Annotated in this window: 22 protein-coding genes and 1 other annotated feature; of the genes, 8 read left to right on the top strand and 14 right to left on the bottom strand. The window is 53.0% G+C overall.

Features of this window, described 5'->3' with window-relative positions; all coding sequences use genetic code 11:
- On the bottom strand, nucleotides 1-1,689 hold the full coding sequence (gene ilvB, locus OGV52_RS09140; RefSeq protein ID WP_016155049.1) for an acetolactate synthase large subunit: 1,689 nt from the start codon (nucleotides 1,687-1,689) through the stop codon (nucleotides 1-3).
- A gap of 107 nt (nucleotides 1,690-1,796) precedes the next feature.
- Nucleotides 1,797-1,895 (bottom strand): ilvB operon leader peptide IvbL, encoded by a 99-nt coding sequence (gene ivbL, locus OGV52_RS09135; protein WP_003827118.1) that lies wholly within the window; start codon nucleotides 1,893-1,895, stop codon nucleotides 1,797-1,799.
- 522 nt (nucleotides 1,896-2,417) lie between these two features.
- Between ivbL and tisB the strand changes: the two genes are divergently transcribed.
- From tisB to emrD, 3 genes are all read left to right on the top strand, one after another.
- Nucleotides 2,418-2,507: a type I toxin-antitoxin system toxin TisB gene (gene tisB / locus OGV52_RS09130; RefSeq protein WP_003023909.1), complete on the top strand. Its 90-nt coding sequence runs from the start codon at nucleotides 2,418-2,420 to the stop codon at nucleotides 2,505-2,507.
- A 123-nt stretch (nucleotides 2,508-2,630) separates the two neighbouring features.
- A complete protein-coding gene (locus tag OGV52_RS09125; protein ID WP_016157806.1) occupies nucleotides 2,631-3,464 on the top strand; it encodes an EamA family transporter in 834 nt (277 codons plus the stop codon).
- A 193-nt stretch (nucleotides 3,465-3,657) separates the two neighbouring features.
- Nucleotides 3,658-4,842 (top strand): multidrug efflux MFS transporter EmrD, encoded by a 1,185-nt coding sequence (emrD, locus tag OGV52_RS09120; protein ID WP_047498775.1) that lies wholly within the window; start codon nucleotides 3,658-3,660, stop codon nucleotides 4,840-4,842.
- Here emrD and OGV52_RS09115 read toward each other — a convergent pair.
- A complete protein-coding gene (locus OGV52_RS09115; protein ID WP_279263665.1) occupies nucleotides 4,769-5,851 on the bottom strand; it encodes a cellulase family glycosylhydrolase in 1,083 nt (360 codons plus the stop codon). The genes emrD and OGV52_RS09115 overlap by 74 nt on opposite strands.
- Before the next feature lie 78 nt (nucleotides 5,852-5,929).
- Nucleotides 5,930-6,856, bottom strand: a complete 927-nt coding sequence (dsdC, locus tag OGV52_RS09110) for a DNA-binding transcriptional regulator DsdC (RefSeq protein WP_016155054.1) — start codon at nucleotides 6,854-6,856, stop codon at nucleotides 5,930-5,932.
- A gap of 229 nt (nucleotides 6,857-7,085) precedes the next feature.
- On the opposite strand from dsdC, the gene dsdX reads away from it, so the two are divergent.
- Both dsdX and dsdA read left to right on the top strand, forming a co-directional pair.
- Nucleotides 7,086-8,423, top strand: a complete 1,338-nt coding sequence (gene dsdX, locus OGV52_RS09105) for a D-serine transporter DsdX (RefSeq protein ID WP_016157809.1) — start codon at nucleotides 7,086-7,088, stop codon at nucleotides 8,421-8,423.
- Between the two features lie 17 nt (nucleotides 8,424-8,440).
- Nucleotides 8,441-9,763 carry a D-serine ammonia-lyase gene (gene dsdA / locus OGV52_RS09100; protein WP_049282843.1) on the top strand — a complete coding sequence of 441 codons (1,323 nt, stop codon included), beginning with the start codon at nucleotides 8,441-8,443 and terminating at the stop codon, nucleotides 9,761-9,763.
- Between the two features lie 12 nt (nucleotides 9,764-9,775).
- Here the strand turns inward: dsdA and OGV52_RS09095 are convergent, their stop codons facing one another.
- The 5 genes from OGV52_RS09095 to OGV52_RS09075 all read right to left on the bottom strand — a co-directional run bounded on the left by OGV52_RS09095 (nucleotide 9,776) and on the right by OGV52_RS09075 (nucleotide 14,888).
- Entirely contained in the window at nucleotides 9,776-10,888 is a 1,113-nt protein-coding gene (locus tag OGV52_RS09095) for an anaerobic sulfatase maturase (protein WP_287108393.1), read from the bottom strand.
- Nucleotides 10,885-11,247 (bottom strand): DUF202 domain-containing protein, encoded by a 363-nt coding sequence (locus tag OGV52_RS09090; RefSeq protein WP_016155058.1) that lies wholly within the window; start codon nucleotides 11,245-11,247, stop codon nucleotides 10,885-10,887. The genes OGV52_RS09095 and OGV52_RS09090 overlap by 4 nt, the downstream gene beginning before the upstream one ends.
- Entirely contained in the window at nucleotides 11,237-11,584 is a 348-nt protein-coding gene (locus OGV52_RS09085) for a YidH family protein (RefSeq protein WP_016157812.1), read from the bottom strand. Before OGV52_RS09085 ends, OGV52_RS09090 begins: the two co-directional genes overlap by 11 nt.
- Nucleotides 11,585-11,682: 98 nt before the next feature.
- Nucleotides 11,683-13,176, bottom strand: coding sequence for a sulfatase-like hydrolase/transferase (locus OGV52_RS09080; protein ID WP_287108392.1), 1,494 nt, complete (start codon nucleotides 13,174-13,176; stop codon nucleotides 11,683-11,685).
- Nucleotides 13,173-14,888 carry a solute:sodium symporter family transporter gene (locus tag OGV52_RS09075; protein ID WP_287108391.1) on the bottom strand — a complete coding sequence of 572 codons (1,716 nt, stop codon included), beginning with the start codon at nucleotides 14,886-14,888 and terminating at the stop codon, nucleotides 13,173-13,175. Before OGV52_RS09075 ends, OGV52_RS09080 begins: the two co-directional genes overlap by 4 nt.
- 167 nt (nucleotides 14,889-15,055) lie before the next feature.
- On the opposite strand from OGV52_RS09075, the gene OGV52_RS09070 reads away from it, so the two are divergent.
- Nucleotides 15,056-15,949, top strand: a complete 894-nt coding sequence (locus OGV52_RS09070; protein WP_047498785.1) for an AraC family transcriptional regulator — start codon at nucleotides 15,056-15,058, stop codon at nucleotides 15,947-15,949.
- Here the strand turns inward: OGV52_RS09070 and OGV52_RS09065 are convergent.
- Both OGV52_RS09065 and OGV52_RS09060 read right to left on the bottom strand, forming a co-directional pair.
- Complete coding sequence (locus tag OGV52_RS09065; protein ID WP_019078008.1) at nucleotides 15,946-17,268, bottom strand: 6-phospho-alpha-glucosidase; 1,323 nt, start codon at nucleotides 17,266-17,268, stop codon at nucleotides 15,946-15,948. The genes OGV52_RS09070 and OGV52_RS09065 overlap by 4 nt on opposite strands.
- Nucleotides 17,265-18,884 carry an alpha-glucoside-specific PTS transporter subunit IIBC gene (locus tag OGV52_RS09060; RefSeq protein WP_259688944.1) on the bottom strand — a complete coding sequence of 540 codons (1,620 nt, stop codon included), beginning with the start codon at nucleotides 18,882-18,884 and terminating at the stop codon, nucleotides 17,265-17,267. The genes OGV52_RS09065 and OGV52_RS09060 overlap by 4 nt, the downstream gene beginning before the upstream one ends.
- Before the next feature lie 223 nt (nucleotides 18,885-19,107).
- Between OGV52_RS09060 and OGV52_RS09055 the strand changes: the two genes are divergently transcribed.
- Nucleotides 19,108-19,824, top strand: coding sequence for a GntR family transcriptional regulator (locus tag OGV52_RS09055; RefSeq protein ID WP_153689869.1), 717 nt, complete (start codon nucleotides 19,108-19,110; stop codon nucleotides 19,822-19,824).
- Here the strand turns inward: OGV52_RS09055 and OGV52_RS09050 are convergent, their stop codons facing one another.
- A complete protein-coding gene (locus OGV52_RS09050; RefSeq protein WP_046276202.1) occupies nucleotides 19,825-21,486 on the bottom strand; it encodes a putative transporter in 1,662 nt (553 codons plus the stop codon). It lies immediately after the preceding gene.
- 41 nt (nucleotides 21,487-21,527) lie between these two features.
- Here OGV52_RS09050 and OGV52_RS09045 point away from each other — a divergent pair, with 41 nt between their 5' ends.
- Nucleotides 21,528-21,779 carry a hypothetical protein gene (locus OGV52_RS09045; RefSeq protein ID WP_131382568.1) on the top strand — a complete coding sequence of 84 codons (252 nt, stop codon included), beginning with the start codon at nucleotides 21,528-21,530 and terminating at the stop codon, nucleotides 21,777-21,779.
- On the opposite strand, the gene ibpB is transcribed toward OGV52_RS09045, so the two are convergent.
- Together ibpB and ibpA are read right to left on the bottom strand one after the other, a co-directional pair.
- Complete coding sequence (gene ibpB / locus OGV52_RS09040) at nucleotides 21,768-22,196, bottom strand: small heat shock chaperone IbpB (protein WP_003827096.1); 429 nt, start codon at nucleotides 22,194-22,196, stop codon at nucleotides 21,768-21,770. The two genes, OGV52_RS09045 and ibpB, sit on opposite strands and share 12 nt — an antisense overlap.
- A gap of 92 nt (nucleotides 22,197-22,288) precedes the next feature.
- The gene (ibpA, locus tag OGV52_RS09035; protein WP_003023882.1) at nucleotides 22,289-22,702 is read right to left on the bottom strand and encodes a small heat shock chaperone IbpA; all 414 of its coding nucleotides are present in this window, start codon (nucleotides 22,700-22,702) and stop codon (nucleotides 22,289-22,291) included.
- Nucleotides 22,696-22,768 (bottom strand) — a sequence feature (ROSE (Repression Of Heat Shock gene Expression) occurs in the 5'-region of heat shock genes and acts as an RNA thermometer to modulate expression.). (Overlaps the previous gene by 7 nt.)
- Nucleotides 22,769-22,969 lie beyond the last annotated feature (201 nt).

Here is a 22,969-nt window from a genome sequence, read left to right as displayed (position 1 = left end):
TTATTCCCCCACCATTTCTGTGTTTGCCGCACCCGGCGGCACCATCGGGTACACTTTTTCTTCGGCATCGATGCGCACGTGGATCAGCGCAGGTCCAGGGCGATTAATAATCTCCTGCAACGCTGCCTGTGGATCCGCTTCGTTATTCAAATCGCAGGTTTCGAGGCCAAACCCGGCGGCTATCTGCATAAAGTTAATCATCCCCGGATATGTCGCCGCAAAAACGCCCTGCTTATAGAACAAACTCTGCTGCTGATACACCAGACCCAACGCTTCGTTATTCATCAGGATGATTTTAATATCCAGCTGATTTTCGCTGGCCGTTGCCATTTCCTGAATATTCATCATCAGGCTACCGTCGCCGGAGAAGCACAGCACCTTTTTGTCCGGGTTGACCAGCGCTGCGCCAATTGCCGCCGGCAGGCCAAAGCCCATGGTTCCCAGACCGCCGGAGGTCAGCCACTGACGCGGACGGTTCAGCGGGTAAGCCTGTGCGGCCCACATCTGATGCTGGCCTACGTCGGTGGTGATAATGGCATTGTCATCCACGCAGGCCGCTACGGCGTTGATCAGCCCATAGTGGCTGAGCGGGTCGCTTTCCTGCGGAATGCTGCAGGGGAATTCGCGTTGTAAATCGGCCACCATTTGATGCCACGACTCTCGCGGCTGCGCGTCAATTAATGGGATCAGTTGCGCCAGAACCTCATCGACATCCGCCTGAATCGCCACGTGCGGCTGTTTGATTTTACCCAGCTCCGCACGGTCGATATCCACATGGATGATTTTGGCGTTCGGACAGAACTGCTCGGTTTTACCAATCGCCCGGTCATCAAAACGCGCGCCCAGAACAATCAATAAGTCCGCTTCTTGCAGAATAAAGTTAGTGCTGCGCGCGCCGTGCATACCCAGCATGCCTAACGACAGCGGATGCGCTTTCGGCAGCATACCGAGCGCCATTAAGGTCATGGTGGTGGGCAGCATAGCTTTTTCTGCCAGTTCACGAACCCGCTCAGGCGCGTTAATCACGCCGCCGCCGAGATACAGCACCGGACGCTGTGCGGCGTTAATCATGGCTGCGGCATCGCGAATGCTGTCCTGGCTGAACGCCGGTGCCGCCATTTTCTGCGCGGGCTCCGGCATCTCTTCAATCTCAAAAACGGCGGTTTGAATATCCTTAGGAATGTCTATCCACACCGGGCCCGGACGGCCGGACTGCGCAATGCGGAACGCATCGCTCATGACCTGCGGTAATTCACTGATATGGCGGACCAGATAGTTGTGCTTGGTGATGGGGATAGAGATGCCGTAGGTATCGACTTCCTGGAAGGCGTCGGTCCCGATCATTGAGGCCGGAACCTGCCCGGTGATACACACCAGCGGGATGGAATCCAGCCGCGCGTCGGCAATGGCGGTCACCAGGTTGGTCGCGCCCGGTCCGCTGCAGGCCATACAGACGGCGGGTTTACCATCGGTTCTCGCCATCCCCTGCGCGATAAACCCCGCGCCCTGCTCGTGGCGCGCCAGGATATGACGGATTTGCGTGCTTTGGCTTAAAGCGTCATAGACGGGAAGAATCGATCCGCCAGGAATACCGGTGACCACCTGAATCCCCTGGCGTTCCATGAAATGAACGATGAATTCTGCGCCCGTAAAACGCGTACGCTTGGATGTTATGCCCGAACTTGCCATGCTCCAGTCCTTTTATTCTGGGCCTTTGCTTCGGGCAGGTCTCTTAAACGAAAAACCCCGCCCGGTTTGCGCCGGCGGGGTTTTGGAATCGTGTGTTGATCCGGACCCTACGGCGCATTGCCGACGACCACCACCACACGCACGACGACCGCTGCGCGAGATGGCGCAGTTTTTAGTAGGGTCGCAGTCAGCATGGAAGGGTTCATTAGGGACCTGTCTGTTTGTTGATTAACTGGATTTATACAAACACAGGTTTTTCAGCGTGACAATGGAAAATTTTTCATCTGCATAAAAATGCGTCAACGATCACATTTCGCTGTGCAGAGTCGGAAAACAAAAAACCCCGCCGGAGCGAGGTTTTTTTCAGCGCTGTGCGGTTGGTAGCCGCCGAACACACTGTGTTATGTCAACGGAAAAAGTATACGCGTTCTGCGAAGAACACGCAATTTCGGCACGAATTTTGATGGTTTTGAGTATGGAACATGAATGACACAATGTCTATAAAATACTGTTAATTTATACAGTACTTATCTATAATGTCTCGGTACGCAATGTGTTATGCGGGGGCCGCATCGTAAACCGGCGCATCAAAGTCCTGGCTGAAACGGGTGGTGCCGTCAGCGCCTTAACCCCCGTGTGAGCACACTGTGTTATGTCAACAAAGGTGCTGGCAACAGGCAGCGGCGAGGTACGTCAGCACCGTGCTCCTTGTACCAAAAGGAGAGCGTATGAGCCTCGTGGATATCGCTATTCTTATCCTCAAACTCATTGTTGCAGCACTGCAACTACTTGATGCCGTTCTGAAATACGTTAAGTAATTCGGATTCAAGTCGCACCTAAGGGGAGCGGGTAACACTCCGCTCCCCTTTCACCTTCTCCCTGGTGCTTGTCTCGCGCCAATATGTTACGTTTTTATGACATTCTCAGGGAAGAACGCCACCATGACGCTTTCTGTTTTCTGCATTTTGCTGTTTGCCGCGCTGCTGCATGCCAGTTGGAATGCCATTGTTAAAGCTGGAAACGATAAACTGTACTCGGCGATTGGCGTCAGCGGCTCCGCGGCGATTATGGCATTGATCTGCTTACCCTTCGCGCCTCAGCCTTCCGCCGCCAGCCTGCCGTTTTTGGCCGTCTCAACCGCGTTGCAAGTGGTGTATACGGTCCTGGTCGCCAAAACCTATCAGGTTTCGGATATGAGCCAGACCTATCCTCTGATGCGTGGGACAGCACCGCTGCTGGTTGCGATTATCAGCGTCTTGTTCCTTGGCGATAGCCTGTCTGTGTTTGCCTGGGTGGGGATTGCTACGATCTGTCTGGCCATTCTCGGCATGGCATTTAACGGACGCAGCAGCTCACAACGCGGGATCGTACTGGCGCTCATTAACGCCTGCTTTATCGCTGGTTACACGCTGGTTGATGGCACCGGCGTACGCTTATCAGAAACCGCGCTCGGTTATACGCTGTGGACCTTCTTTCTGAACGGTTCCTGTCTGCTGGGCTGGGCGATGATCGCCCGGCGCCGGGAAGCGTCACGCTATCTGGTACAGCAGTGGAAGAAAGGTATTCTGGGCGGGATTGGCACGATGGGTTCTTACGGTCTGGCGCTGTGGGCCATGACCCAGGCTCCGTTGGCGGTGGTCGCAGCGCTGCGTGAAACCTCCATTCTGTTTGGCGCTCTGCTCGCCTGGCTGCTGCTGAAAGAAAAGGTTGCCGGAATACGCCTTGTCGCGGCCGCCGGTATTGCCGTAGGCGCTGTCTTACTTCGCTTGTCATGATCGCGCCGTAAAGCCGATGCAATCCGGCAACATTTGTTGCCGCTTTTTGTTTACATTTCCTGCCGTTCATCGCGTAAACATTCCAGCCCACTATCTGGCCTTCTTTTTCTGTTGTGGTAGATTCCACGCGCATTTACGGGAAAGCACAGCACCTTATTCTTCTTTTTTCTCTTTTTTAAAAGTAATCAGCGAAATGAAAAGGCATAGAAGCGTCAATTTGTTGTTGATGTTGGTATTACTGGTGGCGGTAGGTCAGATGGCGCAAACCATTTATATCCCCGCGATTGCTGATATGGCGCGTGAACTGAACGTTCGCGAAGGAGCGGTGCAAAGCGTAATGGCCGCCTACCTGCTGACCTACGGCCTGTCACAACTGTTTTACGGCCCACTTTCCGATCGCGTTGGCCGCCGTCCGGTGATCCTCACCGGAATGTCTATTTTCATGCTGGCCACGCTGGTCGCGATAACCACCCACAGCCTGACGGTACTGATTATCGCCAGTGCAATCCAGGGCATGGGAACAGGCGTCGGCGGTGTAATGGCGCGAACCTTACCGCGCGATCTGTACGAAGGCACGCAGTTGCGCCACGCGAATAGTTTATTAAACATGGGGATTCTGGTGAGTCCGCTGCTGGCCCCGCTGATTGGCGGCATGCTGGATACCCTGTGGAACTGGCGCGCCTGTTACATTTTCCTGCTGGTTCTGTGTGCGGGCGTCACGTTTAGCATGGCGCGCTGGATGCCGGAAACGCGTCCTGCGGGCGCACCGCGTCCACGCCTTATCGCCAGCTATAAAACGCTGTTTGGTAACAGTTCTTTCACCTGTTACGTGCTGATGCTGATCGGCGGCCTGGCGGGCGTTGCGGTCTTCGAGGCCTGCTCCGGGGTATTGTTGGGCGCAAGGCTCGGTTTAAGCAGCATGGTGGTCAGTATCCTGTTTATTCTGCCCATCCCGGCGGCATTTTTCGGCGCCTGGTTCGCCGGTCGCCCGAATAAGCGTTTCTCGACGCTGATGTGGCAGTCGGTTATCTGCTGTCTGGTAGCCGGTTTAATGATGTGGATCCCGGGCCTGTTTGACGTGATGAACGTCTGGACGCTGCTGGTTCCCGCCGCACTATTTTTCTTCGGTGCCGGGATGCTGTTTCCGCTGGCAACCAGTGGCGCAATGGAGCCTTTCCCATTCCTGGCAGGCACTGCCGGTGCGCTGGTTGGGGGATTACAGAACATTGGTTCCGGCGTGCTGGCGTGGTTCTCTGCAATGCTGCCGCAGACCGGGCAAGCCAGTCTGGGCCTGCTGATGACCCTTATGGGACTGTTGATTTTTGTTTGCTGGCTTCCGCTGGCGTCACGCGTGTCGCATCAGGGGCAGGCGGTTTAAGCGTATGATGGCCCGGCTTATCGCCGGGCTTTTCGCATTCAGGCACGATCATCGTCGTCAGTAACGGCTCCAGCGCCGGACGCCAGGCGCCTTCCTCGCCATCATAAAACTGCGTATCCGCATTGATAGCATAGGGAATTTTCGCTTTTTTCAGTTCGCACGCCATAAAGCGGGCAAACGCCATTTGCGAGGCAGAAGGCGCGTTCCTGATGGTTTCTCCTGGCGACCACCCTCCCACCCAACTGACATGACCCGTTTTCTGCTGCCAGTGAATGGCGGTATTGATACGGGCGCGAATAGCGGCCTTTTCTGCCGCTGTGCCTGAGGTCCACGGATATTTACCATTATTTTTCAGCGGCCCCCACGGAAAAATATGCCATTGAGCCAGCACGGTATTCTGACTTTGCGGCGGCAGTTTCAGGTCAGGCAAATCTTCCGGCGCGGCGCGTAGTCGCGGCGCGATAAAAATCATCCGCTGCGGGTCGATGGCATGGACAGTACGAATGGTTTTGTCATACACCCGATTGAGCGATACCTGATTATGGTTGAGCTTATCAGAGGGTTCGTATATCAGGTCGAAACCCAGCAACGGCGAGCTTTGACCAAAGTAATGCGCCACCGCCACCCACCAGTTAACCACCTCTTTTTCGTTACCGATACTGGGATCTTTTTTATATTCGTCAGCCTGATAGGCAATTATCGGGATCACGCCATACTGCTCGCAGGCTTCCACCAGCTTGCGCAGATGTATAAGCCGCGCCTCCGTGGGCTCTCCCGCCACGCGAATGCGCACGTGGGTTAACCCTTTCGCCTTGTAATCCCGCACCACCAGCGGATCGAATTCACGGATACCCCGATCGGTGCGCGCCCAGTCTACGTCCATCCCAACGCCAAGCTGCTGCGCATACTGCGCCGCAGTCAGCACAGGTTGCGCGGCACACACGGTGGCGCTGGCTAACAGTAAAAGGGAAACAATCGGCTTTAACACGGTCGTCCTTACGCAAATCATCAGGAGTGATATCACGTATTTAGCATGCTTTTTCACTTTGCGTGTAGCGAGAAAGCGTAAAAAATATTCGCGGCCCGCTTATTTAACCTGTTCCTGAAGCCAGCGAATAAACGCCTCGATTTTCGGCCACTGTCTGCCTGGCAGGGTGGTGATGTAGTAGTGCTGATGGCATTTCAGCGCCATATCGCCAAAAGGCGCAACCAGCTCTCCGCTGTCGAGGCGTTTTTGCACCAGCCGCTTTCGGCCCATCGCCACGCCGATATGATTCATCGCCGCAATCACCGCCAAATCAGAACGATCGAAACCAATTCCCGACGATGTCGGCAGATTCACCGAAAAATGCTGCGCCCAACTGTGCCATTCATCGGTCCCGGAGTCGTTACTCCACGCCTGTCTGTCATGCAGCAACGTACAGTGCGGTAAATTCACCAGCGAACCGGTAAGGTCATGGCGGCGAGCGTAGTCCGGGCTGCATACCGGCAGGATCTCTTCATCCATCAGGAAGTGGTGCGTGAGCTGCGCGGAGGGTGCGTCGTCAAAATAGATGGCCAGATCGACCCCGGCACGCTGCAGATTGACGTTGTCGTTCCCGGTCAGCATGGTCAGCGAAATCGACGGATAGCGACGGGTAAAGTCGCCGAGCGCCGGAACCAGCCAGCACTGAGCGATAGAAGGCCGTGAGTACACGGTGAGGGTCCCGGACAACTCCTGATTTTTAATATCAAGGATTTCCTGATTCAGCGTATCCAGCGATGATTTCAGCGCCCAGAACACCCGCTTGCCCTCGTGGGTGAGTTCCACTTTACGATGCGAACGAACAAACAGCTGAATACCCAGCTCATCTTCCAGCTGATTAATGCGATGGCTGACAGCGCTGGGGCTTAGTGACAGCTCATCTGCCGCCAGCGCAAACGACTGGTGCCGGGCCGCCACTTCAAAGGTATACAGCTTTGACAACTGCCAGCCGTTGAGCAGCCGATTTCTGACCTCGCGTAAGGGATCCATGTTCACCTCCTGTCCTCCTGATTCATTCGCCGGAGTGTAAAAAAGTTCGCTGCAAAAATCAGCACAAAGATGAATCAAGGTGAACCATATCGCATAAACAAAGCGTAATTAGACGTAAATCACCTACTTGATGCAATCTGGCTCATGTGAAAGGGGATTTATATCGTTTGTCAGACCATGCCTTATTTTTGTCCAATAACCCTATATTAATCACAGGGCAAGGTGAGTTATGCACTCTCAAATCTGGGTTGTGAGCACGCTGCTGATAAGCATCGTGTTAATCGTTTTGACCATCGTGAAGTTCAAATTCCACCCGTTTCTGGCGCTGCTGTTAGCCAGCTTCTTCGTGGGTACGATGATGGGTATGGGGCCGCTGGATATGGTCAATGCCATTGAGAGTGGCATCGGCGGTACGCTGGGCTTCCTCGCCGCGGTTATCGGCCTTGGGACCATTCTTGGCAAAATGATGGAAGTGTCCGGCGCGGCCGAACGTATCGGCCTGACGCTACAGCGCTGTCGCTGGCTTTCCGCTGACGTCATTATGGTACTGGTCGGGCTGATTTGCGGGATCACGCTGTTTGTTGAAGTCGGCGTAGTGCTGTTGATTCCTCTGGCCTTTTCAATTGCCAAAAAAACCAATACCTCGCTACTGAAGCTGGCGATTCCGTTATGTACAGCGCTGATGGCGGTACACTGCGTCGTGCCGCCGCATCCAGCCGCCCTGTTCGTGGCGAACAAGCTGGGCGCGGACATTGGCACCGTGATTGTCTACGGCTTACTGGTGGGCTTAATGGCCTCGCTGATCGGCGGTCCGCTGTATCTGAAATTCCTCGGTAACCGTCTGCCGTTTAAACCGGTTCCGGCTGAGTTTTCCGACCTCAAGGTGCGCGACGAAAGTACGCTGCCATCGCTGGGCGCTACGCTGTTTACCGTACTGCTGCCGATTGGCCTGATGCTGGTAAAAACCGTCGCTGAGCTGAACATGGCGAAAGGCAGCACGGTTTATACGCTGTTGGAGTTTATTGGTAACCCGATCACCGCGATGTTTATTGCCGTTTTCGTGGCCTATTACATTCTCGGCCTGCGTCAGCACATTGGCATGGGTGCGCTGCTGACCCACACCGAAAACGGTTTTGGCTCCATTGCTAACATTTTGCTGATTATCGGCGCAGGCGGCGCATTCAACGCTATCCTCAAGAGCAGCGGACTGGCGGATACCCTCGCGCTGATCCTCTCGAACATGCATATGCACCCGATTCTGCTGGCATGGCTGGTGGCGTTAATCCTGCATGCTGCGGTGGGCTCTGCCACGGTGGCGATGATGGGTGCGACGGCAATCGTGGCCCCGATGCTGCCGCTCTACCCCAACGTTAGCCCGGAGATCATCGCCATTGCCATCGGTTCCGGCGCGATTGGCTGCACGATCGTCACCGATTCCCTCTTCTGGCTGGTGAAGCAGTACTGCGGCGCCACCCTAAATGAGACGTTCAAATATTATACGACCGCGACATTTATCGCGTCCGTTATTGCACTGGTTTGCACATTCCTGCTTTCCTTTATTATCTAAGCGCAAAGAGACTGACTATGGAAAACATTCAAACACTTATCGCCCAGCATCCTTTAGTGGAAGATCTGGTCGCTCTCAAGGAGACGACCTGGTTTAACCCTGGCACTACCTCTCTTGCGGAAGGTTTACCGTATGTTGGCCTGACAGAGCACGATGTTCAGGATGCCCACGCTCGTCTGACGCGCTTCGCGCCGTATCTGGCGCAGGCATTCCCGGAAACCGCAGCCACTGGCGGCATTATCGAATCCGAACTGGCCGCGATCCCGGCGATGCAAAAGCGGCTGGAAAAAGAGTATGGGCAGCGCATCAACGGCGAAATTCTGCTGAAGAAAGACAGCCATCTACCGATTTCCGGCTCAATTAAAGCGCGTGGCGGTATTTATGAAGTGCTAACCCACGCGGAAAAACTGGCGCTGGAGGCTGGTCTGCTGACCACACAAGACGATTACAGCATTCTGCTTTCGCCTGAGTTTAAACAGTTCTTCAGTCAGTACAGCATCGCCGTAGGCTCCACCGGCAACCTTGGGATGTCGATCGGCATTATGAGCGCCCGTATCGGCTTTAAGGTGACGGTTCATATGTCTGCCGACGCTCGCGCATGGAAAAAAGCCAAACTGCGCAGCCACGGCGTGACGGTCGTGGAGTATGAAGAAGATTATGGCGTGGCGGTTGAGCAGGGCCGTAAGGCGGCACAGTCCGATCCGAACTGTTTCTTTATCGATGATGAAAATTCCCGCACGTTGTTTTTAGGTTATGCGGTCGCCGGCCAGCGTCTGAAGGCGCAGTTCGCGCAGCAGGGGCGCGTGGTGGATGCCGACCATCCGCTGTTTGTTTACCTGCCGTGCGGCGTCGGCGGTGGGCCTGGCGGGGTGGCGTTTGGCCTGAAGCTGGCATTCGGCGATAACGTGCACTGCTTCTTCGCAGAACCTACCCATTCACCGTGCATGTTGCTGGGGATTTATACCGGGCTGCACGATACGATTTCTGTGCAGGACATTGGTATCGATAACCTGACAGCGGCTGATGGGCTGGCGGTGGGCCGCGCGTCCGGCTTTGTTGGCCGGGCAATGGAACGTCTGCTCGACGGTCTGTACACCCTGGACGATCAGACTATGTACGACATGCTGGGCTGGCTGGCGCAGGAAGAAGGCATTCGCCTTGAGCCGTCGGCGCTGGCCGGGATGGCCGGTCCGCAGCACGTTTGCGCTTCTGCTGACTATCAGCAAATGCACGGCTTCAGCGCGGAGCAGCTCAATAACGCCACCCACCTGGTGTGGGCGACCGGCGGCGGCATGGTGCCGGAAGCCGAAATGGCGCAGTATCTGGCCAAAGGACGTTAAACGCCGCTGAACTTAACGCAGCATCGCCATCAGTTCCATCGGTGAGCGATGTTGCTTCAGAAGGTCACGCATCACGCGCATATGCGGCGCGGTATGATTGAAGAAAGCGCTGTATCCGCCGCAAATCGCACTCTTTCCACTGCTGTCGCGATGCTTTGGACAATCGCCATGGCAAAAGCGTAATAGCGAACACGCCTGGCATTCCGCGCTCAGCGTGGTTCTCTTGGACTGACCAAACGCCGCTGCCCACGGGCTGGCGTTGAGCTCACTCAACGACGTGCGATGAATATTACCCAGGCGAAAATCTGGGTGGACATAGTGATCGCACTGATACAAATCGCCATTCGCTTCCAGAGCAAAAGCATGTCCGCAGGTGGAGCTTAGCGAACACATCTGCGCCGGGTGTCCGCACCATACGCCCAGAGTTGAATCAAATAACTGGACGAATACGCGGCCAATATCTTCTATGACCCAGATATCAAAGACGGAATTCAGGAAGGTTCCCCACGCCTGAGGCGGGACGGATTCGGCGGTAAGCTCGCCGTCTTCATCATATTCAACCAGCGGAATGAACTGCAAAAAAGGCGTGCCAAGCTGGCGAAGGTAGCGATACATCTGTCCTGGTCGCTGGCTGTTCAGAGAATTAACCACTACCAGCAGATTGAACTCCACCTGATGCTTACGGAGCCTGGCAATGGCTTCCACCACCTTATGGTGAGTCGGTTTTCCGCTGCGGTTAACACGATAAGCATCGTGCAACTCGGCGGGGCCATCCAACGAAATCCCCACCAGCCAGCCGTTATCGTGCAAAAACTGACACCATTCGTCGTTGAGCAAAATCCCGTTGGTCTGGAACGCGTTATGGATTTTCTTCCCTTCCCCGTACTGTTTTTGCAACGTCACTACGCGGCGGAAAAAGTCGATGCCACAGAGGGTTGGCTCTCCGCCCTGCCAGGCGAACATCACGTCAGCCCCCGGCTGTGCGGTGATATGCTGACGAATAAACGTCTCTAAGGTGGCGTCATCCATTTCGGGTTGAGTGGGTTTATCGATGTAAAAACAGTAACGACAATCCAGGTTACAACGAGAGCTGGCTGGTTTGGCCATGACCTGACATCCTGTCATGCTAAATTCCCGATAAACGCAATAAGTTGGCGGACATGCGTTACAGCAAACAGTATTGCGAGGGATAACACCGCGAGGGAGATCATAAATTTGTCACGCACCGCGCGAGATTCAGAAAAATCGCTATGCGTAACATCCATCAGATTACGGCTGCGGGTATAGCGCCACAGAACGATCGCCACCAGCGCCAGCACCACAATTGAAACCCAAAACAGGAAGCCCGCCTGATGCCAGTTGTGCTTCAGCGCCAACGCCATTAGCGCGCCATAACCCAGAAGCGTACGAAACCAGGCCAGCGATGTTCGCTCCGGTTGTAACCCCGGATCGGCGATACGTCGCGACTTACGGCTATCCGGCATACAGCACCAGTCCCATGACAATCACCGCGACAATAAACAAAATCAGACTGATGATTAACAGGCTATGGGTATAGGGCAAATCCTCTTTCAGGCGCATCGCCCTCTCATTACGCAGCCAGCGCAGGTAGCCATAAATCGCCAGACCACCGGCAAACAGGCATAGCAACAGCGCTAAAAGCTCACGAATTACCGGCGTGGCAAAATCCGGAGCCAGTTGGTCGAGACCAACGCCCGCCGCCAGAAACCCCAGCGCGGTACGGATCCACGCCAGAAAGGTACGCTCATTTGCCAGTGAGAAGCGGTAATCCGGGGCTTCTCCAAGGCGGGAAATTTTCATTCAAACTCCTCTGGCTGTCATTGCCGGATGGCGGCTAATGCCTTATCCGGCCGACAGGTAAGTGCAAATATGAGTATCTGCGCCAATTGGCATTGTAGTCAGAACTTCTGCTTTTTCTCCTCAACTTTTACGCCCAGGGTTGGTAAACCGGTGTCGTAATCGCGTACCACGGGAGAATAGCCGTCTTGCGGGCGCGGGCGAAAAGCGCCCATCCAGCGCGGTACAGCGTCAGGACGCCAGGGACGTAAACTCCACTGATAGGTGCGGAATGGATCGCGGATTTTATCCATATAGTCCAGCAGCGCGTCGTGCATCTGGCAGCGAACATCGGCTAATTGCGGCGAATCTATCTGGTTGTGTAGCTCATCGGGATCGTTTCGTCTGTCGTAAAGCTCATCACTGGTAAACAGGTTCAGCACCAGCTTCCAGTCATCCGTCACCCAGCAACGTACCGGTATAAATCCGCCAAAACTGTCATGTTCAATCTCATAACGATTGAACTCCACCATCACACCGCGTGGTTTTTCAACGGTAAGGATGTTTTCACCCGGCAGGATTTGTGGCTTCTCAATACCCGCCAGCGCCATCATCGTCGGCAGCAGATCGATATGGCTGACCGGCGTGTCTACCTGCATTGATTCTCCCTGAGGCGAGCGCATAATCAGCGGTATTCGCGTGATGTCGTCATACATCGCTGCCCCCTTACTGATAAGCTTATGCGCCCCCATCATCTCGCCATGATCGGAGGTGTAAATGACCCAGGTGTTGTCCCGCTGCACGGGCGTTAAGGTATTAATAACCCGGCCAATCTGGTCATCGACAAAGTCGTTGCAGGCAAAATAGAGCGGATGGTGATAGCGCCCATCATCACCTACCGGTGAAGGCAGCGCTTCAGACCAAAGACGATGATGTTCAGGTTTGTTACTCAAAGAGTCGTGCGCCTTCATCCCCAGGTCATAATAAAAATCCTGATATTTCTGCAGATACTCCACGGGACAGGTAAACGGGTGATGCGGCTCGTCGTAGGAAACTACCATCAGGAAGGGTTCTTCATCACGTGCAGGGTGGCGGAGGAAATCAACCGCCCGGTTACTGATGCGGTGCGCCCAGGTAAAGGTTTCATTGATATTGTTAGCCAGCAAATCCTCCACGCTGTTCAGACCGTTACGCCACAAACCGATCTCTTTGTCCGTCAGTTCCGCGAGGTAATTTGCCCCGTCATACCAGTAGTCAGCATCCCATTCGGGCGGGCACTCACCGGTACCAAAGTAATCGTGCCCGTCGAGATGCCACTTGCCGATGTAGCAGGTGTGATAGCCCGCATCCTTAAAATAGCGTCCCATGGTGGAGATATTTTTCCCCGGCGCGACGTTATTGGTCCACGGGCCGGACTGGTTGGCATAAATACCGGTAAACAGCCCAGCGCGGGCCGGGGTGCACACCGGTGAGCAGGTATAAGCAGAATTGAAGCGAATACCTTCCGCCGCCAGGCTATCAATGTTATTGGTATTCAGAGACTTACCACTATAACAGCCGACCATATTGGTCGCCTGGGTATCAGTCATAATGAACAGAAAATTAGGGCGGGTCATGCTTTATCCTTAGCGTCAGAGACAGAAAGCGCAGTGGCCAAACGACGCGTCTGCCAGCTGCTATAAATTAAATACATCATCACTGCCGCCGTAATTGAGTAGCAGATAATCGTCAGCCATTGGGTGTTGTACCCTCCAAACTGCGCCAGTCCGGCATAGACGCCGAGCATCGCGGTCAGGATACCGACAGAGGCAAGTTTGGCGTTTTTCCACGGCTTCATGTCTACCGCAAAAGCATCATGGAATTTAAACGGCGTCGCACGCGGCTTGATAATGCCGATAACCAGCATCACCACCACGTTGATGCAGAAGGTACAGGCCAGTACGTAAAGGAAGTGAAAGTCGAACTTCACCAGATAATTAATGGTGATGTAGCTGACGATACCGAGTCCCATAGCGACTTTCGCTGCCAGCGCAGGAATGCGCGGGAAAAAGAATCCCATGATGATGATGGTCACCAACGGCACGTTATAAATACCGTTGAGCTGTTTCATCCAGCTGTAGAGTCCTTCCGGTGCATTAGCGATCCACGGTGCTACCAGCACGGAAATTACCGCGATAAAGAATCCGAACTTACGCCCAACCCGAACCAGCTGTTCCGATTGGGCGTGTTGATTAATAATCCGCCGATATATTCCCATGCTAAATAAGGTACTGGCGCTGTTTAAAAATCCATTGAATGTACTGATTACCGCGCCGAATAAAACGGCACCGAAAAAACCCACCAAAGGGACAGGCAGCACGTTATTTACCAGTGTCGGATATGCCATATCCGCCTTTGGCAGATCCTGGTATAGATGAAAAGCAATTAAACCTGGTAATACCAGCACCAGTGGATCGAGCATTTTCAATACCGCTGTGAGCAATGCTCCTTTCTGCCCTTCGGCGAGGCTTTTGGAAGCCAGCGTACGTTGTACGATGCCCTGATTAGTACACCAGTAGAAGGTATTCACCAGAATCAAACCGGTAAAGGCTGCACCTATCGGCAGCGGATCGTTCGCTCCACCAATTGAGTTTAATTTCTCCGCATGTACGGTGGTCAGTTGCTCAACACCTTGTAAAAAACTGCCTTTTCCCATCGCAATCAGGCCGAACACGGGGACCATCAATCCACCAATCACCAGCCCTATACCATTGATAGAATCGGCCACCGCCATCGCACGTAAACCGCCGATCACCGCATAAATAATCCCGGCAAGGCCCAGCAAAATAACCAGTAACCAGATTGCTGCGCCCTGAGAAATATTCAGCGATTCACCGATGTGAAAAAGGCTATTCAGCGCCAGCGCCCCTGAATAAAGCACAATCGGCAGGAAGCAGACGCCAGTGGCAATAAGAAAGCAAAAGTCGATAATGATCCGCGTGGTTTTATCGTAACGCTCTTCTAGGAAATCTGGGATCGTAGCGATACCACGTTGCAGATAGCGAGGTAGAAAAATCAGCGCCAGAAAGATAAGCGTCACCGCAGAGGTGACTTCCCAACCCATAACCGACATTCCGCTTTTGTAAGCCTGACCAGACAGACCAACCAACTGTTCGGTTGAAAGATTAGTTAACATCAATGACGCGGCAATCACCGGCGCTTTCAATGAACGCCCGGCAAGAAAATACCCTTGTTGCGATCCGGTATCCGTTTTACGTACCTTCCACCAGGTGATTAGCGCCACCAGCAGCGTAAAGCCCACAAAGCTCAGAATTTGTAGCGTATTCATCTCATAGCCCTTATTTTTCATTATGTCCCGGCAGCTGTAGGGGGAATGCAAGGTAATGTGCGCCGGGTCAGGCAGTCAGATTTCTTAAAATAAAAACGTCATATCCCTGAACAGATTTTTTCTGTTAAGTTCAGGTTGTGGGCATAATTCTCCGGTGGGAAATTAAAATGAATGGAAAGATGCAAAGTTCGCATGTAAAAAACGAAACTACGTACAATATTCCCCTGTTGATTCATGAAAGTGTGATCTCCAGCGGGATTTCATTGATCTCGCTGTGGCACACCTATGCCGACGAACATTATCGGGTTATTTGGCCACGTGATAAGAAAAAACCGCTGATTGCTAATTCATGGGTTGCGGTCTACACCGTCCAGGGCTGTGGAAAAATCCTTCTTAAAGGCGGTGAACAAATCACGCTTACCGGAAACTGTATAATCTTTTTAAAACCAACCGATATACAGTCTTATCACTGTGAAGGATTGGTATGGGAACAATACTGGATGGAATTCACACCAACCAGCGTAATGGATATTCCGCTACGACAACAAAGCATTATTTATAATGGTGATATTTATAATCAGGAGCTGACCGAAGTTTCGCGATTAATTACATCCCCAGACTCAATAAAAAATAATCTGGCAGTCGCCTTTCTCACAAAAATAATTTATCAATGGATTTGTCTTATTTACGCCGAAGGTAAAAAAGACCCACAGCGAATACAGATTGAAAAACTGATTGCCACTCTACATGCCAGTCTACAAAAACGGTGGAGCGTGGCGGATATGGCAGCCACTATCCCCTGTAGCGAAGCCTGGCTACGTCGTCTTTTTTTACGCTATACCGGAAAAACACCGAAAGAATACTATCTGGATGCGCGGCTGGAACTGGCGCTGTCGCTGCTAAAGCAGGAGGGAAATACGGTCGGGCAGGTCGCTGATATACTTAACTTCTTTGACTCGTTTCATTTCAGCAAGGCGTTTAAACACAAATTTGGCTATGCGCCGTCGGCGGTATTGAAACATGCGGACCGGCACCCAGAGGATGCCGGTCAACTGGGTTAGCGCAGTTCCGGCCAGTACTCTTTGTTAGCGTCGATCAAATCATCCAGAATCGCTTTAGCTACAGACGCACTCGGCACGGTTTTCGACAGGGTGATAGCCTGCCACAAACGCTGGTAAGAGCGGTGTTCCCAGGCATCGACCACCAGCTTCTCAACCGCCACCTGCTGGCTCATCAACCCTTTCTGGAACTGCGGGATATCCCCCACCGTCAGCGGCTCCGGGCCGTTATGCCCCACCAGGCATGGGATCTCGACCATCGCTTCATCATCAAAGTTATGAATCGCACCATTATTTGGCACAATCAGCAGCATCCGCTCCTGAGTGTTAAAGGCGATGGCCGCCGCCAGATCGACAATGTAGGAAGCATGTTCGTCAATCTCCAGTTCACCGGCCGCAGAATGGCCCGCCTCAATAATGGCCCGGCAGGAACCGAACACCTGTTTTTCGCGGTGATCCATAACCTCGTTGGCACGGGTACGCTGCGGATTGGAGTGCTGGACCACGTAATCCGGGAACAGATAGTATTTCAGGTAGGTATTTGGCATGGTGTCCGGATCCAGCGCCTGCACATCCTTCGCCTTAGCGAAGGTATCGTTCCAGCTCGCCTCCGTATGCGGGTCGTTCGATGGCGGCACATAACCATGCTTCGCCACGTATTCACGCAGCTTCGGCATCAAATCGTTACCCTGGAGATCTTCAATTGATGTCCACCAGCCAAAGTGGTTCAGCCCGTAGTAGCGCACGCGCATCTGTTTACGATCTTTAAGGCCGACAATCTGCGCCATCCGTCCTTCAATACCGATGGGCATATCGCAAATATTGAGGATTTTCGCATTTGGACGCAGTCTACGCGTGGCTTCAGCCACAATTGCCGCCGGGTTAGAGTAGTTAAGCATCCAGGCGTTTGGTGAATATTTTTCCATATAATCCACCAGTTCCAGCACACCGCCAATAGATCGCATGCCGTAGGCAATCCCGCCCGGCCCACAGGTTTCCTGGCCTAACACCCCGTGACGTAATGGGATTTTCTCGTCTTGTTCACGCATTGGGTATTTACCCACGCGGATATGTGCCATCACGAAATCAACATCGGTAAACGCAGTTTTGGGATCGGTGGTGTAACTAAACTCTATCTCCGGCGCCTGCTCTTTGAGGATGATTTTACACGCCTCGGCAATCACCTCCTGACGCGCGCCATCGTTGTCATAAAATTTCAGCGCACGAAGCGGGAAACGGTCCTGATTTGCCAGCAACATCAGCACGATGCCCGGCGTAAAGGTACTACCACCACCTGCGATAACCACTGAGAATTTTTTCATGATACTGCCTCCGTCATGGGGATCTGTTCGTTTGATAAAGTAGATTTCATTAGCGTTTCGAGCTGGTCGCGTACCTGAGGGACGTGTAAACCAACAATGACCTGAATACCATTGCCGCGACGCACAACACCGTGTGCACCCAGCGCTTTGAAGACGTCATCGCTTTGCGTTTTCGCCATGTCGTGAAGCGCAATCCGCAGGCGAGTGGCGCAGTTATTAATACTTTCGATATTGCCTGCGCCGCCTAACGCTTGCAGAAAACCGGCCGCCTGCCCCAGGTTGGTGTCTGGCGCAGCAGCGGTGGTTTGCCCACGCGCGGCTTTATAGTCAGCTTTGGTGTAGAGTTTGATTTCGCTATCTTCCCGGCCCGGCGTTTTCAGGTTGAAGCGCAGGATCAGCGCGCGGAAGATGGTGAAATAGATCGCGGTAAAGGCCAGGCCAATCGCTATCTGGGTGAACATCATTCCGGCATGGTTGTGGAACATTGGGATCCAGTTTTGCGGTAAGAACTGGTCAAGCAGGCCGCCACCCATATTGCCTACCACGCCGCAGAGATACATTACCGTCGCCATGGAGGCCGCCAGCACGGCGTGTACCGCAAACAGCAAGGGTGAGATAAACAGGAAGGTGAACTCCAGCGGTTCGGTAATCCCAACCAACACAGCCGTTAGCGTAGCGGGGATCAATAATCCCGCCACCTTCACCCGGTTTTCCGGAGAGGCAGTGAAGTAAAGCGCCAGAGCAATACCTAATGAACCAAAGATTTTCGAATTGCCGTGCAGAGCAAAACCCCCTTCCGGGAACAGCGTTTTCAGCGACTCTGTGCTTTGGCTGAATTCCTGCAAATGCTGCGCCCAGTAGACCTGGATGCCGCCTTCCACCGCCGCAGGGCCGAAGATAAATGGACCATAGACGAAGTGATGCAGCCCAGTCGGGATCAAAATACGCTCAAGGAAGGTATACACCCATACCCCCAGCGCCCCCGCAGAACGCAGAAAGGCTTGCAGGGATTCAATCCCCATCTGCACCTTTGGCCAGCCCAGCAGCGTCAGCCAGGCACAGGGGATCATCACCAGGAAAGCAATGATCACCACAAACGATGTCCCCTGGAAAATACCAAGAAATACCGGCAACGGTTTATCGAAATAACGATTGTGCAGAGCGGTAACAATACCGGAAATGACAATGGCGCCGATGATGCTGGTATCAAGTGTTTTAATCCCGGCCATCATCGTTAAGCCGCTACCTGCTGTCGGGTCTGCGCTAAAATCCACGCCGAAGAAATCTCCCCAGGTCATGCCCATGGCATTGATGAAGTAATTCCACGTAAGAAAGCTGACCAGTACCGCCAGACAAGCGCGCCCCTGAGCCTGTTTCGCCAGACCGATCGGCAGACCAACGGCGAAAATCAGCGGCATATTGCGAAATACCGTCCAGCCACCTTCTTCGATGATATGAACGATTTGTGCGAACAAACTGTTGGGATCGGTAAGCGCTTCACCCACAAACAGCGGGTTGCGCAGCATAATAGCGATACCGACGACGATACCGGCAAAGGGAAACAGCAGCACCGGGGTGAACATCGCGCCGCCAAAGCGTTGTATTTGACTGAGCATTTTCACATCCTCATATAACAACCAGTAGGGGAGAGGCCTTTTTTGTAGTGATTGCTGGCCTGATACGAGAATAGAAAGTTGCGATCCTTCAGACATGGCATGCCGCTGCGATTCGTGATCGCTTTCATGGTTTTAATTTCGGCAATGAGGTCTACTTTTTACGTAAAAGTTAGACATCAAAAGGTTTATGGTGCGGTAATTAAAAGAAAAAAGAGGTCTGGTAGTGATCTACAAATCAATTGCGGAACGACTACGAATTCGCCTGAATTCGTCTGATTACAACATCGGTAGCCCGTTGCCGGGTGAAAAAAAGCTTGCCCAAGAGTTCGCGGTTTCACGAATGACGATCCGTAAAGCAATTGATATGTTGATTGGCTGGGGATTGGTCGTACGCCGTCATGGGAGTGGAACTTATGTGGCGCGCAAAGATGTCCATCATGAAACCACAAACCTGACCGGACTGGCGGAAGTACTGAAGCGACAAGGGAAAGAGGTCACCAGTGAAGTACTGGTATTTGAAGTGATGCCCGCACCACCAGCAATTGCCAGCCAACTGCGTATCCAGATTAATGAACGCATCTACTTCTCACGTCGCGTTCGCTATGTGGACGGCAAGCCGCTGATGCTTGAAGACAGCTACATGCCGGTAAAATTATTCCGTAATTTATCGCTGGCGCATCTGGAAGGGTCAAAATTCGATTACATCGAGAAAGAGTGCGGAATAACTATCAGCGGCAACTATGAAAGTCTGACTCCCATTCTTGCCGATAAGCAGCTTTCCGCGCAGATGAACGTACCTGAACAGACGCCATTGCTGCGGATTACCTCACTGTCCTACAGCGATAGCGGGGAGTTTTTGAATTATTCGGTGATGTTCAGAAACGCCAGCGAGTACCAGGTGGACTACCACTTACGGCGCGTCCACCCAGACTCAACCTGACTAACCCATCCCCCAAAAAATCACCGCCAGCAGTTGCGGCGTGATAATTCGCAGGAACATCACCAGCGGATAAACGGTCGCATACGACAGCGCCGCTGCCCCGCTGGTGGCATGCAGGTTGTTAGCAAATGCCAGTGCAGGCGGATCGGTCATTGAGCCAGCCAGCATGCCGCACAGCGTGAGGTAGTTCATTTTGACGAAAATCCTCGCCAGCAGCCCCACAGTAATCAGCGGAATCGCGGTGATGAAAATACCGTAGCCCACCCAGCTCAGGCCATCCCCCTGCGTCAGAGTATGAACAAAATCACCGCCTGACTTCAGACCAACCACTGCGAGAAACAGCACGATACCCAACTCTCGCAGCGCCAGGTTAGCGCTGGGGGGCATAAACCAATACAACTTACCGATGCTGCCAATACGCCCCAGGATCAACGCCATAATCAGCGGCCCACCGGCCAGCCCCAGTTTTAGCGCCACCGGGAACCCCGGAATGAATAGCGGGATTGAACCCAGCAGAACACCCAGCCCGATCCCGATAAATACCGGCAGCATCTGCACCTGCTGCAGTTTTTGCTGGGCGTTACCCACCACATTGGCAACAGTATCAATCGAGGAAGGTCGGCCAACCAGATTGAGGATGTCGCCAAACTGCAGGCTGGCGTCGCTGCTGGCTACCAGCTCAACCCCCGCACGGTTCAGACGGGAGATAACCACGTCGTAACGCTCTTTAAAATGCAGGTCGCGAATTCGTTTCCCCAGCACCTGTTCGTTGGTCACCACCACGCGCTCAACGCGTAAATCGGTGCCTCGCGTCGACAGCGATGTGTCCACCTCCTGCCCAATCACCACCTGCGCGTTGTGCAGATCAGCAGGCTGACCAACCAGGTGTAGCAGGTCGCCCATCTGGATAATTGTCCCCGGCGACGGCACCATCAATGTTTCTTCACGTTTCAAACGTGAGCAGATGATTTTGTCGCTGTTCAGGATTGGGACATCCTGAATCGCCATATTGTTGAGGTTCGGGTTTTCCACACGGATATTCATCGTCTGAATCAGCGCGTGCCCGTTGGTCAGCGTGGATTCATGCTGATGGGCTTCGGCATCGACGTTGACGCGAAAAATAAGGCGCATCAGCCACATAGTGAGCAAAATACCGCAGATACCAAAAGGATAAGCCATGGCATAGCTCATCCCCATCTGATCCACCACATCAACAGGAGTACCCAGATCGCGCAGAATCTGCTGCCCCGCGCCTAACGCCGGAGTATTGGTGACCGCACCGGAAAAAATGCCCAGCACCACGGGAAGGGGAATGGCAAAAATCTTATGCAGGATCGCGGTGACCAGGCCACCCATGATAACAATCAGCACGGCAAACAGATTCAGCCGTAGGCCCGAAACGCGCAGTGACGCAAAAAAGCCCGGCCCCACCTGAATACCGATGGTGTAGACGAAAAGAATCAGGCCAAATTCCTGAATAAAATGCAGCATGTCACCGCTCAGGGTCATCCCTGCCTGATCGACAAAATGCCCGACAATAATACCGCCGAACAGCACGCCTCCGATGCCAAAACCAACACCACGTATTTTTATGTTGCCGATCCATAATCCGACAACTGCCACCATTGCCAGAACGCTGACCGTCAATGCTATATCACTCATTTTCCTGTTCCCTGTGAATAACATTTTATTTAACGAGGATTATGACTGAACCGTTCAGGCATGAATGCAGAGTGGCGCACATTATCATGCTACAGAGCGCCCAGGAGCGCTTAAGAAGAGCGTTCTTTACTGTTTTTCTTCACGTCGATTTGAAATTGCTGAATGCTTTTTTCTGGCAATGGCAGCGCTTCCGGCATCCTGCCCTCCCAGATCATAGTTTCATGTGGGCTGACGCACAAAAAAGCCCCGTCATTTCTGGCGGGGCAAAGGCATGGAGCTATTTAACTGTCTAATGCGGGACGTTCGCTGATGGCGATACGTTGTGGAGCAATGGTTTCAGGTTCATTCCGGGTCAAATCGATATGCAGCAAGCCGTTAGTGAAGCTTGCGCCGGAGACTTCCATATTTTCAGCCAGCGTAAAGCTCAGGCTGAACGGCTGAGTGACCAGCCCCTGATGCAACCATTTGGTCTCTTTTTCCGGCTGCTGCGGCGTACCTTTCACGGTCAGGCGCGTGCCTTCCAGTTGAATATCCAGATCTTCCTGGCGGAAACCGGCTAACGCAAGGGTAATGCGGTAGTGGTTATCATCGCTCTTTTCGATGTTATAAGGCGGGAAGCTCTGGCTTTCGCCAGTGTTTTGCAAGGCATTGGCCAGTTTGTCAAAACCGATCCATTGACGCAGCAGTGGGGATAAATCGTAGTTACGCATAATAATCTCCTTCTAAGAAGCGAGTAAGTACCTTTTGGCTCCCTGACGGCAAGCCGATTGCTTAGCAGGGCCGCCTGAAGCGGCCCACAGAATTAGTTGATTTCGATGCGGCGCGGCTTATTCGCCTCGGGAATCACGCGTTCGAGATCGATATACAGCAGACCATTCACCAGGTTCGCGCCGCGAACATGAATGTTCTCCGCTAACTGGAACTTACGTTCGAAGTTGCGCTCGGCAATCCCCTGATACAGGTAAGTACGTTCTTTTTGATCGTCCGCATGGGCGCCTTTCACCACCAGCAGATTGTCCTGGGCAGTAATTTCCAGTTCGCTTTCAGCAAAACCAGCAACGGCAATCGCAATTCGGTAATGGTTTTCGTCTACCAGCTCAACGTTATACGGAGGGTAGCCGCCATTGCTCTGGCCCTGATTGTTTTCCAGCAGGTTAAACAGGCGATCAAAACCAATAGCAGAACGGTACAGCGGGGATAAATCAAAGTTACGCATAATCAATAGCTCCTGAAATCAGCGAGAATAATAGACCTTCCATCATGGACAGGTCAGGTAGCCAGGACACCCATCAGGCATGCCCTTCATTTGTCTACACTCTAAAAATGGGTCTTAATACAAACTTTTCAAGCGTATTCATCTGACTTTTTTTGCAGTTTGTTGTCTATTGCATACACTGGTGGGAGCAGTTGTTATCGTTAAATCGCGATAGCCGCCACAGTGTGACGAAATGGTGATGTTATTTTCGCAACGGATCGCTTTAAC

The organism is Citrobacter sp. Cb041, from assembly GCF_030336655.1.
In the GTDB taxonomy this organism is placed as follows: Bacteria; Pseudomonadota; Gammaproteobacteria; order Enterobacterales; family Enterobacteriaceae; genus Citrobacter; species Citrobacter braakii.
This window is presented reverse-complemented; position numbering and strand designations above follow the sequence as displayed.